Raw genomic sequence first — 13,357 nt, 5'->3', positions numbered from 1 at the left:
AGATACTCGCCGTGAGCTCATCGACCGACGTTTCGTCGCGCACCACCGGCTGGCAGCCCGACCATCTGCTCGACAACTACCAACTTCTCACCTTCGATCTGGGACCCGATCCCGACGGTGAAGACCCCATCACCGCGACGCTCGTCCGCCGTAGCGAGCGGGTCGAGAAGCCCGTCGGGGCGGTGCTCTACGTGCACGGCTTCACCGACTACTTCTTCCAGGAACCGCTCGCCGAGTTCTTCGCCGCACGCGGCTACGAGTTCTACGCGGTGGACCTGCGCAAATGCGGCCGTTCACTGGGCGAGGGCCATACCCCGCATTTCACCACCAACCTCAAGTTCTACGACGTCGAGCTGACCCTGTCGCTCGACAAGATCCTGACCGACGTCGGCGCGGACGCCGACGTCCTCATCGCCGGGCACTCCACCGGCGGGATCATCACTCCGCTCTGGCTCGATCGGTTGCGCACCTCCGATCCCGCGCGGCACTCGCGGATCACCGGACTGCTCCTCAACAGCCCGTGGTTCGATCTGCAGGGCAGTCCCGTGCTTCGCTCACCGATCACCACCGCGGTGATCAAAGCCGTTGCGAAACTGCGCCCGAAGCTCGTGATGCCGCAGGAATTGTCGGCGGCGTACGGCGAGAGCCTCCACGAGAGTGCCCACGGCGAGTGGGCCTACGACCTCGTACGCAAGCCGCTCGGCGGATTCCCGGTGACCGCCGGCTGGCTCAACGCTGTGCGCGACGGTCACGCGGCGCTGCACCGTGGCCTCGACGTCGGGGTGCCGTCGCTCGTATTGCGTTCGGACAAGTCACATTTCATCGGCGGATACGACCCCAAGGCCGATGCCGCCGACATCGTCCTCGACGTCGAGCAGATCGCCCGATGGAGCGGGTGCCTGGGCAATCGGGTGAGTGCGGTGCCCGTCGCCGATGCCCGTCACGACGTCTTCCTGTCTGTGCCGCGCGTGCGTGAGCGCGCCTACCACGAGGTCGACGCGTGGCTCACGACCCTGCCCGGCGCGGGCTCGTCGGCGTCATGACGACAACGGTCGACGTCGCGCTGATCGGGTCGGGCAGCGGGAACACCTTCGCCAACCGCGACTTCCACGACACCTCGTTCGCCCTGTTCGAGGACGGCGTCTTCGGCGGCACCTGCCTCAACGTCGGGTGCATTCCCACCAAGATGTTCGTCTATGCCGCAGACATCGCCGACCACGTCCGGGAGGCCGGCCGCTATGGCGTGGACGCGACGTTCAATTCGGCGGATTGGCCGGGCATCGTCAAGCGTGTCTTCGACCGGATCGACCCCCTCTCGTCGGGTGGCCGCGACTACCGGGCGCATCGATCGCCGAACGTCAGGCTCTACGAGTCGCACGTGACATTCGACGGCCGCGACGGTGACCGTTACCGGCTGGTGACCGCCGACGACGATGTGGTGCTCGCCGATCAGGTGGTCATTGCGGCGGGGTCGCGGCCGATCATCCCCGACGTCGTCGCCGACTCCGGGGTCCGGTACTACACCAATAACGACGTGATGCGCCTGGCGGAGCTTCCGGCGCGCATGACGATTCTCGGCAGCGGATTCATCGCCGCCGAGTTCGCGCATGTCTTCTCCGCACTCGGCACCGACGTCACCATCGTCGCGCGCGGGCCGAAACTGTTGCGCCACCACGATTCCGACATCGCCGACCGGTTCACCGAAATCGCGCGCGAGCAATGGACGGTCCGCACCGACCAGCGCACCGTCGGGGCGCCCACGCTCGACGACGGTTCGGTTCGGCTGGACTTCGCCGACGGCTCTCACGTCGACTCCGACGTCCTGCTGGTCGCCACCGGCCGCTGGCCCAACGGCGACGGGCTCAACCTGTCGTCGATCGACGTCGGACTCGACGATGCCGGGCGCGTCGAGCGCGACCGATTCGGGCGGACGTCGGCGCGCGGAGTGTGGGCGCTCGGCGACGTCGCCTCTGAGCACCAACTGCGCCACGTCGCCAATCACGAGACGCGCGTCGTCCAGGAGAACGTCAAACGAGGTTGGGACGCCACTGATCTCGTTCCGTTCGACCATCGCTTCGTGCCGTCGGCCGTGTTCAGCCACCCGCAGATCGCCACCGTCGGGCTGACCGAACGGGAGGCCGCCGACGCCGGCATCGACTACGCCGTGAAGGTTCAGCCCTACAGCGACGTCGCCTACGGGTGGGCGATGGAAGACACCACGAGCTTCTGCAAGGTCCTCGCCGAGCGCGCGACCGGCAAGCTCATCGGCGTCCACATCCTCGGCCCACAGGCGTCGACGCTGGTCCAGCCAGCGATCCAGGCGATGTCCTTCGGCTTGGGCGTGCACGACATGGCCCGCGGCCAGTACTGGATCCACCCGGCGCTGCCGGAGGTTCTGGAGAACGCACTGCTGGGGTTGGAGTTGGAGTAGGGCGGGGGCGAACGCCCGAGTGCCGAGTGCGGAGGCGAGCTCACAAGCTTCGGCGTGAGCGGGGGCGAAACCCCCGCTCCCCGAGTGCCGAAGCGAGCTTGCGAGCTTCGGTGTAACGAGGGGTCTGGTGAGACAAAGAACCCAAACCGACCCGAAACACCTTGCGGGTGTGCGGCTTTCAGCACCTGAATGCCAATCACATACGTGGAAGATTCAGTGCAGCACCGGGAGCTCGGACTGCGAACAATTTCATCGCCACCATGTTCTCGGTCAAGTTGGATTCTTCGTCTCGCCAGACCCCTCGTTACACCGAAGCTCGTTCCTCGCTTCGGCACTCGGGGAGCGGAGGTAACGCCGCTCGTTCCTCGCTTCGGGCACTCGGGGTTCCCAGTCCTACCCCGCCAACGTCAGCGCGATATCGACGATCATGTCTTCCTGGCCGCCGACCAGACCCCGGTTGCCGCATTCGGTGAGGATGTCGCGCACGTCGACGCCGTAGCGCTGCGACGCCGTCTCCGCGTGGCGCAGGAACGACGAGTACACACCCGCGTAGCCGAGTGTCAGGGTTTCGCGGTCGACGCGCACCGGACGGTCTTGCAGGGGACGCACGAGATCGTCGGCGGCATCCTCGAGCGCGGCCAAATCGCACCGATGCTCGAAGTCGGACAGGTTCGCCACCGCGATGAACGCTTCGATCGGGCAGTTGCCCGCGCCGGCTCCGTGGCCGGCCAGCGATGCGTCGACGCGGTACACACCGTTGTCCACCGCCACAACGGAATTCGCCACCGACAGCGACAGATTCTCGTGCGCGTGAATGCCGATCTCCGTCGACGGCTCCAGCACCTCGCGGTATGCCCGGACGCGCGCGGCGACGTCGTTCATGGTCAGTCGGCCGCCGGAGTCGGTGACGTAAACACAGTGTGCGCCATAGCTTTCCATCATCTTGGCCTGCCGCGCCAGTTCCTCCGGTGCGGCCATGTGCGACAGCATCAAGAAGCCGGACACATCCATCCCGAGTTCGCGCGCGGCACCGATGTGTTGTGCGGAGATATCGGCCTCGGTGCAGTGCGTCGCGACGCGCACCGACCGCACACCCAGCGAATACGCGGTCTTCAACTCGGCGATCGTGCCGACGCCGGGCAGCAGGAGCGTCGTCAGCCGCGCGTTCTGCAGCACGTCTGCGGCGGCTTCGATCCACTCCCAGTCGGTATTCGACCCCGGACCGTAGTTGACCGACCCGCCGGCCAAACCGTCGCCGTGAGCGACTTCGATGGCGTCGACTCCGGCGGCGTCGAGCGCTGCGACGATCGCCTGCAGGTCGCTGATCGACATCTGATGTCGCACGGCGTGCATGCCGTCGCGCAACGTGACGTCCTGGACGAAGATGGGGGTGCTCATTTGCTTTCCTCCGATTTGCTTTCCTCCGAAGTGGTTGCCGCCGTGGCCTGTTGGGCGGCGATGCGCTCGGCGACCTGCAGGCCGGCCGAGGTCATGATGTCGAGGTTGCCCGCATAGGCCGGCAGGTAGTGTGCGGCGCCCTCGACTTCGAGGAAGACCGACACCTGGTGAGTCGCGGTTCGCCCGCCGTCGAGCAGCGTGGTCACCGGGCGCTCGGCGGGGATCTCGGTGATCTGCACCTTCTGCTTGAGCCGGTATCCGGGGACGTAGGCCGCGACGTCGTCGACCATCTTCGCGATCGACGCGACGATCTGCTCGTGGATCGCCGAGTCGGCGGAGTCGATCAGCGCGAAGACGGTGTCGCGCATCATCAACGGCGGTTCGGCGGGGTTGAGGATGATGATCGCCTTGCCGCGCCGGGCGCCGCCGACCTCGCGGATCGCCGCCGACGTCGTCTCGGTGAATTCGTCGATGTTGGCGCGGGTGCCCGGACCCGCCGACTTCGACGCGATCGACGCGACGATCTCCGCGTACTCGACGGGCACCACCCGCGACACGGCGGCGACGATCGGGATCGTCGCCTGCCCGCCGCAGGTCACCATGTTGACGTTCGGGGCGTCGAGGTGATCGTCGATGTTGACGGCGGGCACCACGTACGGCCCGATGGCGGCGGGCGTCAGGTCGATGAGCCGCTTGCCCAGCGGTTGCAGGATCGATGCGTTGTGCTTGTGCGCCTTGGCCGACGTCGCGTCGAAGACGATCCCGATCTCGTCGAAGTCCGGCAGCGCCACCAGCCCGTCGACGCCCTCGTGGGTGGTCGGCACGCCGAGTCGGGCGGCACGTGCCAGACCGTCGGAGTCGGGGTCGATGCCGACCATCGCGCCCATCTGGACGTGCTTGGCGTTGCGGATGACTTTGAACATCAGGTCGGTGCCGATGTTGCCCGATCCGATGATCGCCACCTTGGTCTTGTCGCTCATTTTGCGGTCTCCTCGTTTGTCGAGCTGAAATATGCTGTGACGCTTCCCAATCCAGTGATGTCGACGCGCACGTCGTCGCCCGCCGCGAGCGGCCGCATCGGGCCGAGCGCGCCGGACAGGATCACCTGACCGGCCAGCAGCGGCGCACCGTTGTCGCGAGCCGCCTGCGCCAGCCAGGCGACGGCGTTGAGCGGGTCGCCGAGGCAGTCCGCCCCGCTGCCGGTGGACACCTCCGCGCCGTTGATCGACATGCTCATCGTCGTGTCGACCGGGCTGAACTCGGCGAGTGTCTTGGTCTCGGTGCCCAATACGTACAGGCCCGCCGACGCGTTGTCGGCGACGGTGTCGCCGAAGCGGATGTCCCAGTCCGCGATTCGACTGTCGCAGATCTCCAGAGCCGCGACGCCGTAGGCGATCGCATCGGCGACCTGCGCGGCGTCGAGCGGGCCGTCGACGAGGTCCGCGCCGAGAACGAAGGCGATCTCCGCCTCCGCCTTCGGCTGCAGCAGTCGCGTCATCGGGACGACGTCGCCGTCTGCGAAGCCCATGTCGTCGAACAGGACGCCGAAATCGGGCTGGTCGACGCCGAGTTGATCCTGTACCGCCTTGGACGTCAGGCCGATCTTGCGGCCGACGACCCGCGCGCCGCCGGCGATGCGGACGTCGTTGATGCGCTGTTGCGCGCGGTACGCCGCGGGCAGGTCGGTGGCGCCGATGACGTCGCGGACTGGGGCGCATGCGACGTGCGTGCGCGACGCCGTGAGCAGCCGGTCCGCCGCTTGCTCGATGGCGTTGTCGAGGTCTGTTGTCTGTGTCATGCGAACAGCATCGGCCGCGAGGTGTCGGCATCTCCACCGTTTCGTATCGCTGAGCGATACGCTGGGTGGCGTGGCTGACGCGACACCCGACACGGTCATCGGCAAGGTGGTCGTGCTGCTGCACGCCTTCGGCGCCGACGACTACGAGCTGTCCCTCGCCGAACTGGTGCGTCGAACAGGCCTGCACAAGGCGACCGCGTATCGTCTCGCCAACGAGTTGGCCGACAATCGTCTCCTCGAGAAGACCTCGAGCGGGTACCGACTGTCCGGGGCCCTCTTCGAACTGGGGATGCGCGCGTCGACCGAGCGCAGTCTATTGGAGATCGCGATGCCGTTCCTGCAGGACCTGTACGAACGCACCCACGAGACCGTGCACCTCGGCGTACTCGACGGCCTCGAGGTGGTCTACGTCGCCAAGATCGGCGGGCACCGGCAGGCGGCCGCGCCGTCGCGCACGGGCGGGCGAATGCCGTTGCACTGCACCGGAATCGGCAAGGCGCTGCTCGCGCACGCGGACCCCGGACTCCGCGGGCGGGTGTTGAGTCGCCCGCTGGAACGATGGACCCCGCGCACCGTCGTCGCTCCGGGCCTGCTGGCCCGTCAACTCGACGCCGCGGTCGAGAGCGGCGTGGCCTTCGAACGCGAGGAGTCCGCGGTCGGCATCACCTGCGTCGCCGCTCCGATCTTCGACGTCGCCACCAACGCGGTGATCGCCGCGATCAGCGTCACCGGTCCGGTCACCCGATTTCGACCGGAAACCCAAGTCGACGCCGTGCGAGCCGCCGCCGCGGGGATCGGATCGACGCTCAATCGGCGTCGAACACTGACCGAGTCCCGATGACGAGCCTTGCCACCACCTATGCCATCGGCAGTTGACGCAGCCTGCTGCGCATCCGATCGAGGTCGTGGGCGCCCGCCGACTCGAGAGAATCCGGAGTATTCGACGCCGCGACGATCACCTCGGTTCGCTTCTCCCACAACACGTCGACGAGGTTCGCGAATCGCTGCGCCGGTTCGGCATCGAGTTGATCGGGTACGTCGGTGATCACCCAGCGCCGGTATTCGTCGGCGAGCGCCAGGTAGTCGATCGGCGCGGTGGCGGTCGCACAGAGGTCGGCGAAGCGGAACCATATCTCGCCGGCCCGGGCTCGCGTCGCGACGATCGGGTGTCCGGCCGGACTCACCGTCGTGCGCTCTGCCGCCGCGGGTCGGCGCAGCCCGACGCTGCGCAGCTGTGCATGCGTTCCCGGACAGAGCCACGCGCCGGGTGCCCGGTCGGCTCTCGACGCGCGATAGTCGACGCCCCCGTCGCATTCGACGATCCGGAACCGGCGCTCGATCAGGTCGATCGTCGGCTCGAACATGCTGTGGAACAACGGGTTCGGCATCAGACCGGCCGGTGGATAGTTGGAGGTGACGATGAGCCTGATCCGTCTTGTCCCGATGGCGTCGAGCAGAGCGGTCACGTACTGACCGTCGGCGGGGTCGTGGACGTGAAATTCGTCGAAGCACACGACGTCGAGCCCCGTGAGCAGCGCGTCGAGCGCGTCCGCCAGCGAACCGCGCGTGCGGATCAGTCGGTGGACGTCGGCGAAGAATTCGTGAAAGTGACTGCGCAACACCCTTTTCCGGGACATCGACGCCAGGTGGGCGTCGACCAGCCAGGACTTCCCGCGGCCCGGCGGACCCCACAGGTAGACGTCGGATCCGGCCGGATCGGCGAGCGCGTCCATCGCCGAGCGCTGTGCCCGATCCAATTGCCGTCCGTCGATTCTCATGAGCGAGACTCTATCATCGTAGAGTTTGGTTGAATTGTGAGATGCCCCACCGACTTTCACGACGACTATCGATCTGCGACGCCGCATTGGACCTCGCCGCCGGCGGCGGCAACCACGCGGTGACCCACAGCGCGATCGACGCGGCGCTAGGAATCGCGAAGGGCTCGACGTCGTACTACTTCCGGACGCGCGCCGCGCTCATCGACGCCGCGATCGACTTCCTGACCGAGAGGTCGCGGGCAAGGTTCGCGGAGTTGTCCGGCGGCACCACAACCGAGATCAGCGTCGACGGCGCTGCCGCGCAGATCGCGGCCTACTTGGTCGACCTCCTCGGGCAACGTCGTCGAGATCTGTTGGCCCGCTACGCTTTTGCTCCTGATGCTGCGGCAGACGAGGGGCATCGTGCCGCGCTGGCACGCTGCCTGTTCTCCATCGACGCGGCAACGGGCCTACTCGATGCGCTGGGCGCCGACGATCCGTCGGCACGCGCCGCGGATCTGCTGACCCTCATCGAGGGCATCGCCCTCGATTTCACTTACGGGCACCGGAGTCTGACCGCAGACGAACCGCACGACGTGGTTGAAGAACTTGTCCGACGCTGGCTGGTGGCGTTGGTGGCGTAGGCCGACGTCGTCGACACTTCCCGCAGCGGGAATGCAACGGCTACTCGACCACCCGGGGGGCGGTTTCAACTCAGCCAGCCACCCCCTCACACCACGTGCTTGAGCCTCTCGCCCGAATCGCCCAGGGCCAGAACCTCGTTGAATCCCTGGACTAGGCAATCGGCGAAGAGCTCCAGCTCGGTGACCGCCGCGGCGTCGATGTTCAGACCGAGGCACGCGACTCCGTTGTGCGTGATCATCGTCGCCATCACCGCGCACCCGGGCAGGGGCCCGAACGGGTACATCCGCTCCACTTTGGCGCCTGCGACGAAGGTCTCCCAGGGGATGCCCGGAACATTGCTGGCCTGCAGGTCGTTCATCGACGTCGTGCCGCTGAACTGCGTCAACACCGGCCCCGGCAGCCAGGCCAGGACCGGCCCGATGGTGTTGAAGATGTCGACGGCCGGTTCCCCGCGGGCCGCGCGCACCTGCTCGCGGATGGTGAGGACCCGTTCGAACGGATCGACGATGCCGACCGGACCGGCGAGCCGCCCGACGGCGATTCGGTTGCCGCCCGCGGCGTCGGCGTCGGTGCGCACCGAGATCGGGATGGCCACCGGCATCGACTCGATCGGGTGGCCCAGTGCCTCGTGATAGATCCGGAATCCGCCGATCAGTCCACCGAGGTAGATGTCGTTGACCGATGCACCGGTCGCCGCGCCCGCGGCTTTGATCGCCGCGAAGTCGACCTCGAACGCGCTGAATCGCCACGACACGCTGCGTCCCGCAAGCAGCGGCGACCCCGTCGGGCTGATCATTCCGGCGACCCGCGGCACCGAGCGCCCGTAACGCAGTACCCGGCTCAACGCCTTCTGCGGATCGGTGAGTGAACGCACACCGTCGAACACCATTCCCGCCAGCTTCGGCAGCCGGGAGATCTCCTCCCCGACCTGCCGGGTGAGCACGTCGAGGGCCGAGAGGTCTCGGCTGATCGGCGCAGGCGGCTGCGGTTTGCCCGGAATGGGGTCGCGGGTCGTCGAATGCAGTTGCGCCAGAACGAGAATCGCTCCCAAGCCGTCGGTCAGCGCATGGTGTGCCTTGAGGAAGTACGCCGTCTTCCCCGACGCCAGACCGTCGATCAGGTAGCCCTCCCACGGCGGGCGGGCCGGATCGAGCGGGGTCATCGCCAGCTGCTCGCACAGGCTGAACAGATCACGCATCGAGCCGTCACCGGCCAGTCTGATCCGCCGCAGGTGGTAGTGCAGATCGAAGTCGGGGTCGATCTGCCAACTGGGCGTACCGGTCCGCAGCGGCGACTCCACCACGCGCTGGCGGAATCGCGGCGCCATCCGGCTGCCCCAATCATGTGCCGCGACAAGGCGATCCCAGTCGGGTTCGCAGTCGTAGATCTCCACCATCGAGATGGTCGAGCGTAGTCGGCGGTCGGAGTCGCCGCGCCACATCACGGTGTCGACCGGACTCATCTCCGGTTCGGTACCCCAGGCGAGCGGTTGGTCTTTCGACTCAGTCACGCGACGACTCCCGCCATTCGAACAATCCCATCGTCTTGGTCATCCGTCCGTCGTCGAAGGCCGTCACCGGCCAGTCGGCCAGCGCGTCGATGTACTGCTGACGCACTTCTTCGGCGTAGTCGCCCGCCTTCTCCGGTACCCAGGTGGAGGTGTCGACCGGCGGCAGCACCCGCACCTCGACGGTGCCCGGTTTGATCAATTGCGCTCCGCGCCACATCAATTCACCCGCATTGCGCATCACCACCGGCACGATCGGTACTCCGGCGTTCATCGCAATGTGGAACGGCCCCTTCTTGAACGTGCCGATCCGCGGCGTAGACGATCGGGTTCCCTCGGGTGCGACGACGAGCGAGAACTGTTCCTCTTCGATCTTGCGCACGACCGGCGCAAGCTGCTCGATGGCCTTACCCGCGTTGGCACGGTCGATGAAGGCGACGCCGCCGACCTCGAGGATCTGCCCGAACAGCGGGAGATCGCGGATCTCCTTCTTGGCTACGCCGGTCGCGTGGTGGCGGATGAGGTGGATCATCACCGGCAGGTCGAGTTTGGACTGGTGGTTGAACAGGAAGACGCAGGGTCGGGCGCTGGTCAGGTATTCGGCGCCGTCGAGCACTTCGACATTCACCCCGGCCAGGGCGAAACCCGCGTCGATGCCCTCGGCCACCGACGTCTGCATCGCCTCGGACGAATTGTCGCTGAGCATTCCCCGGACGAAGCCGACCGCCGCTCCCCCGAGGAACGCCCCGTAGAAGGCACTCGTCCGCACGACTTGCCCGACCGTGCTGTACGACGGATTGCTCAAGTCGAGGATCGGCCACCCGCGCGACTCGGCGACGGCCCGCAGTTCGTGCTGAGGCGACACCGCCGCCGGATTTCCCACCGATTCGAGGTAGGGAACGTCCTCGTTGCCGTCGCTGTAGGCGAACGACGCCCCGAGGTCCAGGTCGTATTCGGCGGCCAGTCGACGCACGGCGGCGGCCTTGCCCGGGCCCCACAGCGGACGCCCGAGAATATTGCCGGTGCAGACACCGTCGATCACTTCGACGTCGGTCGCGAGCGCGTGATCGGCGTCGATCTGCTTGGCGATCGGCTCGATCTGAAAGCGGGTCGCCGACGACGCGATCACGATCCGGTGGCCCTTCGCGCGGTGGGCCCGGATGATCTGCCACATCTGCGGCCGCAGCTTCGACGAGGTGTCGTGTTTGAACAGTTCCTCGCCGGTTTCGAGTAGTTCGGCGTAGGTCTTGCCGACGAACGCCGGTTTGGTCGCGGCGAGCACCTCGGCGAAGTCCTGCTCCGACGAACACCCGCGCAACGCGATCAGCAGGCCGTCGAGCACCTCCTTGCCGGTGACCTCACGGCTGCGCAGTCGCGCGCGCAGAATCGCCGTCGCGGAGAAACCGTCGAGCAGTGTGCCGTCGTAGTCGAAGAATGCGCCGATCTGCTTACCCGACGGTGCCGCCTTGATCTGCTCCAAGCGGTCGGTCAACGCGCTCACCGGCCAGCCTCCTCGTCGTGTCCTGCCTCGTTGTGTCCGGCATCGTTGTGTCCGGCCGCCTGCTCGGCCTCGATTTCCGCGATCCGCGACAGCCGGTCACGCATGTCGTCGACGTCGGCGAGCCAGACTCGCCGCGCCGTGAGCGGGTCGGCCTGCGCATCGTCGGCCTGTGGTCCGACGGCACCGCGGTTGGCGGCCAGTCGGTAGGCCGCGTCGTACATCTCGCGCGACACCGAATCCTTCTGCACGACGCCCTGCATCGCGAGCTGACGCCCGAGGCCGATGCAGTCGGCGAGGACCGCCTCTTTGTCGACGTCGTCGGCCTTGAGTGAGACCAGATGCCGTGCGACGACGTGCTGGGCGTCGAAGAAGGTTTGCAGGGATCGTCGGGCCAGCAGCATGCCGCCGCTGTCGAACAGCGTGTCGTGAACCCACTCCTGCGTCGGTTCCACGTCGCGCCACTCGGGCGCGATGATGTCCATCTCCGCGCCCAGCCGGTGCAGGAACTCGTCCTTGGCCGGGAAGAAGAACTCGAATTTCAGCAGGTCGCGGATGCGCAATGCCTCCTGCTGGGCGGGCGGGAGAAGACCGTCGGTCGCGCGGACCGTGCCGTCGGCGACGGCCAGCAGACCCAGTTCGACGATGGCCCGATCGACGAAGTGGTGCAGCGCGCCGTTGCGGTAATAGGCGGCGATCGCGTGGTTCTCGGGGGCGATCGCCCACACCTGCTCGGGGCCGCCGTCGAAGGTCTCCAGAACTCCGGCGCCGGTCAGCTCGCTGAGCGTCTCGAGCAGGCCGAGGCCGCGGCACAGCGCAGGATCGGGTCCGGGCAGTTGCCGAGCGTCGATGTAACGCAGCAGCGGCGCGAGGATCACCTCGATCTCGTGTGCGGTGTACGCACGGTCCTCCGCGCCGAGCAACGCGAAACCGGCCAGCGACGTCGCCGAGATCGGCGTCGCGGCGTTGATCTCGTCCATCACCTTGAAGGCGACCTTCTCCAGCTTCGCCCGACCGGTGCCCGCGTCGGAGAGCGCTTGGCGCAGCGAGAACGGCTCACCGAAGCGCACCCGCGCCTCACCTCGGTATTCGCGCTGGCCACGCGCGTACTTGACCAGCCATTTGAGGTCTTCGGGAGTCTTGGCACCGCCGGCCGACTCGCGAGCCATGGCGGTGATCTCGGGCAGTTGGTCGTAGACGATCGACGTCGGGACGATCATCACGTCGGCGTCGTCGTGCGTCTCGACGGCGTCGGCGACGTACGCGAGCAGGCCGAGCATCGGCGGTCGCAGCTTGCCGGTGCGGCTGCGACCCCCTTCGATGTACCACTCCAGGTTGAAGCGCTTCTCGACGATGAACGACAGATACGACCGCATCGCGAATTTGTAGACCGGGTCGGAGCCGAACTTGCGCCGGATGAAGATGGTTCCCGCGCGGCGGGCGATCGGACCCATCGGCCAGAACGCCAGGTTGTCGCCCCCGAGAACGAGGTTGGGCGGAAAATCGTGGCCGTCGAGCACGCTGTCGAGAATCAGCGTGTCCACATACGACCGGTGCGACGGCAGGAACACCAGTGAACTCGACTTGTTGAGCGCTCGTAGTTCACCGAGGGTGTCGAGGTCGACCGACACGCTCCAGGCGCGTTCATACAGGATGCCGAACGTCGACGTGAACACGTCGCGCATCAGCCTGCTCTGCGTCGCGACGAAGGTGCTCATCTTGTCGGTCGCCTCTTGGGCGACGGATCTCGCCGTCCGTCCCAACTCGGTCGCCAGGGCGGCGGCACCCTCCTGGAAGGTGGCCGACGAGCTGATCTGCTCGGCGACCAGGCGCGGAACCTTGTAGCGCGCGCCGATCAGTTCCAGCTCGGCGCGTTCGGCGGTGATCGACGCCGCCATCCCCACGAACGCGGCGAACGACTCACCGGGGGCCTGCTTGGCGTCGTAGCGTCGACGCAGGTCGGCGACCGTAGCCGGAACACCCTCGACCACGCGGACGCGATCGGGGCCCAGCCTGCGGATGGCCTGCTGCCGAAACGCCGGCGGCCGTCGCGGATTGGACAGCACGATCGCATCCGCCAGCGCCACCCGCCGCTCTCCCTTGCGAACCGGCGGCAGCCACACCACGCGTGCCGGGATCAACGACGTCGCCGGGTCCAGACCGTCGACGTCGAGTTCGTCGAGGGTGCCCACCTCGACGCCGGGGTGACTGCGGCCCGCCCACTCGACGACTATCTCCCGCTCGACCGCGGTCCGCACGTCCGCCAGAACGATCTCGGCCACCAACGCCCACCTTCTCCACTCGAATCGACAGTTGATTGTGT

Annotated in this window: 11 protein-coding genes; 4 read left to right on the top strand and 7 right to left on the bottom strand. The window is 67.1% G+C overall.

The features are described from left to right. The first annotated feature begins 11 nt into the window (after positions 1-11). Positions 12-1,043: an alpha/beta hydrolase gene (locus HH308_RS01075; protein WP_312870251.1), complete on the top strand. Its 1,032-nt coding sequence runs from the start codon at positions 12-14 to the stop codon at positions 1,041-1,043. Next, a complete protein-coding gene (locus tag HH308_RS01070) occupies positions 1,040-2,431 on the top strand; it encodes a mycothione reductase (RefSeq protein ID WP_170192562.1) in 1,392 nt (463 codons plus the stop codon). Before HH308_RS01075 ends, HH308_RS01070 begins: the two co-directional genes overlap by 4 nt. Positions 2,432-2,824: 393 nt before the next feature. On the opposite strand, the gene dmpG is transcribed toward HH308_RS01070, so the two are convergent. From dmpG to HH308_RS01055, 3 genes are read right to left on the bottom strand one after another with little or no spacing between them, the layout of a single operon-like run. Then, positions 2,825-3,829, bottom strand: coding sequence for a 4-hydroxy-2-oxovalerate aldolase (gene dmpG / locus HH308_RS01065; protein ID WP_170192300.1), 1,005 nt, complete (start codon positions 3,827-3,829; stop codon positions 2,825-2,827). Next, positions 3,826-4,809, bottom strand: a complete 984-nt coding sequence (locus HH308_RS01060; RefSeq protein ID WP_170192299.1) for an acetaldehyde dehydrogenase (acetylating) — start codon at positions 4,807-4,809, stop codon at positions 3,826-3,828. The genes dmpG and HH308_RS01060 overlap by 4 nt, the downstream gene beginning before the upstream one ends. Further along, positions 4,806-5,627 carry a 2-keto-4-pentenoate hydratase gene (locus HH308_RS01055; protein WP_170192298.1) on the bottom strand — a complete coding sequence of 274 codons (822 nt, stop codon included), beginning with the start codon at positions 5,625-5,627 and terminating at the stop codon, positions 4,806-4,808. Before HH308_RS01055 ends, HH308_RS01060 begins: the two co-directional genes overlap by 4 nt. A 70-nt stretch (positions 5,628-5,697) precedes the next feature. Between HH308_RS01055 and HH308_RS01050 the strand changes: the two genes are divergently transcribed. Next, positions 5,698-6,468: an IclR family transcriptional regulator gene (locus tag HH308_RS01050; protein ID WP_312870249.1), complete on the top strand. Its 771-nt coding sequence runs from the start codon at positions 5,698-5,700 to the stop codon at positions 6,466-6,468. A gap of 16 nt (positions 6,469-6,484) precedes the next feature. Here the strand turns inward: HH308_RS01050 and zapE are convergent, their stop codons facing one another. Then, positions 6,485-7,405 (bottom strand): cell division protein ZapE, encoded by a 921-nt coding sequence (gene zapE, locus HH308_RS01045; protein WP_170192296.1) that lies wholly within the window; start codon positions 7,403-7,405, stop codon positions 6,485-6,487. A 41-nt stretch (positions 7,406-7,446) separates the two neighbouring features. Between zapE and HH308_RS01040 the strand changes: the two genes are divergently transcribed. Then, the gene (locus HH308_RS01040) at positions 7,447-8,028 is read left to right on the top strand and encodes a TetR/AcrR family transcriptional regulator (RefSeq protein WP_170192295.1); all 582 of its coding nucleotides are present in this window, start codon (positions 7,447-7,449) and stop codon (positions 8,026-8,028) included. Between the two features lie 86 nt (positions 8,029-8,114). Here the strand turns inward: HH308_RS01040 and HH308_RS01035 are convergent, their stop codons facing one another. Genes HH308_RS01035 through HH308_RS01025 form a run of 3 tightly spaced genes read right to left on the bottom strand, consistent with a single transcriptional unit; the run spans position 8,115 to position 13,316 of the window. Then, complete coding sequence (locus HH308_RS01035; protein ID WP_170192561.1) at positions 8,115-9,491, bottom strand: wax ester/triacylglycerol synthase domain-containing protein; 1,377 nt, start codon at positions 9,489-9,491, stop codon at positions 8,115-8,117. 40 nt (positions 9,492-9,531) lie between these two features. Continuing rightward, complete coding sequence (locus HH308_RS01030; RefSeq protein WP_170192294.1) at positions 9,532-11,037, bottom strand: HAD-IB family hydrolase; 1,506 nt, start codon at positions 11,035-11,037, stop codon at positions 9,532-9,534. Beyond that, positions 11,034-13,316, bottom strand: coding sequence for a glycerol-3-phosphate 1-O-acyltransferase (locus HH308_RS01025; RefSeq protein ID WP_170192293.1), 2,283 nt, complete (start codon positions 13,314-13,316; stop codon positions 11,034-11,036). Before HH308_RS01025 ends, HH308_RS01030 begins: the two co-directional genes overlap by 4 nt. Between the last annotated feature and the right edge of the window lie 41 nt (positions 13,317-13,357).

This window comes from Gordonia asplenii, from assembly GCF_012933505.1.
GTDB lineage: Bacteria > Actinomycetota > Actinomycetes > Mycobacteriales > Mycobacteriaceae > Gordonia > Gordonia asplenii.
Note: the sequence above shows the minus strand (reverse complement) of the source record. Positions and strands in the feature narration are given on the sequence as shown.

Excerpts from the sequence above, each read along its gene's own strand:
- HH308_RS01070 (WP_170192562.1), top strand. The coding sequence starts at position 1,040 with ATGACGACAACGGTCGACGTCGCGCTGATCGGGTCGGGCAGCGGGAAC.
- dmpG (WP_170192300.1), bottom strand. The coding sequence starts at position 3,829 with ATGAGCACCCCCATCTTCGTCCAGGACGTCACGTTGCGCGACGGCATG.
- HH308_RS01060 (WP_170192299.1), bottom strand. The coding sequence starts at position 4,809 with ATGAGCGACAAGACCAAGGTGGCGATCATCGGATCGGGCAACATCGGC.
- HH308_RS01055 (WP_170192298.1), bottom strand. The coding sequence starts at position 5,627 with ATGACACAGACAACAGACCTCGACAACGCCATCGAGCAAGCGGCGGAC.
- zapE (WP_170192296.1), bottom strand. The coding sequence starts at position 7,405 with ATGAGAATCGACGGACGGCAATTGGATCGGGCACAGCGCTCGGCGATG.
- HH308_RS01040 (WP_170192295.1), top strand. The coding sequence starts at position 7,447 with ATGCCCCACCGACTTTCACGACGACTATCGATCTGCGACGCCGCATTG.
- HH308_RS01035 (WP_170192561.1), bottom strand. The coding sequence starts at position 9,491 with ATGAGTCCGGTCGACACCGTGATGTGGCGCGGCGACTCCGACCGCCGA.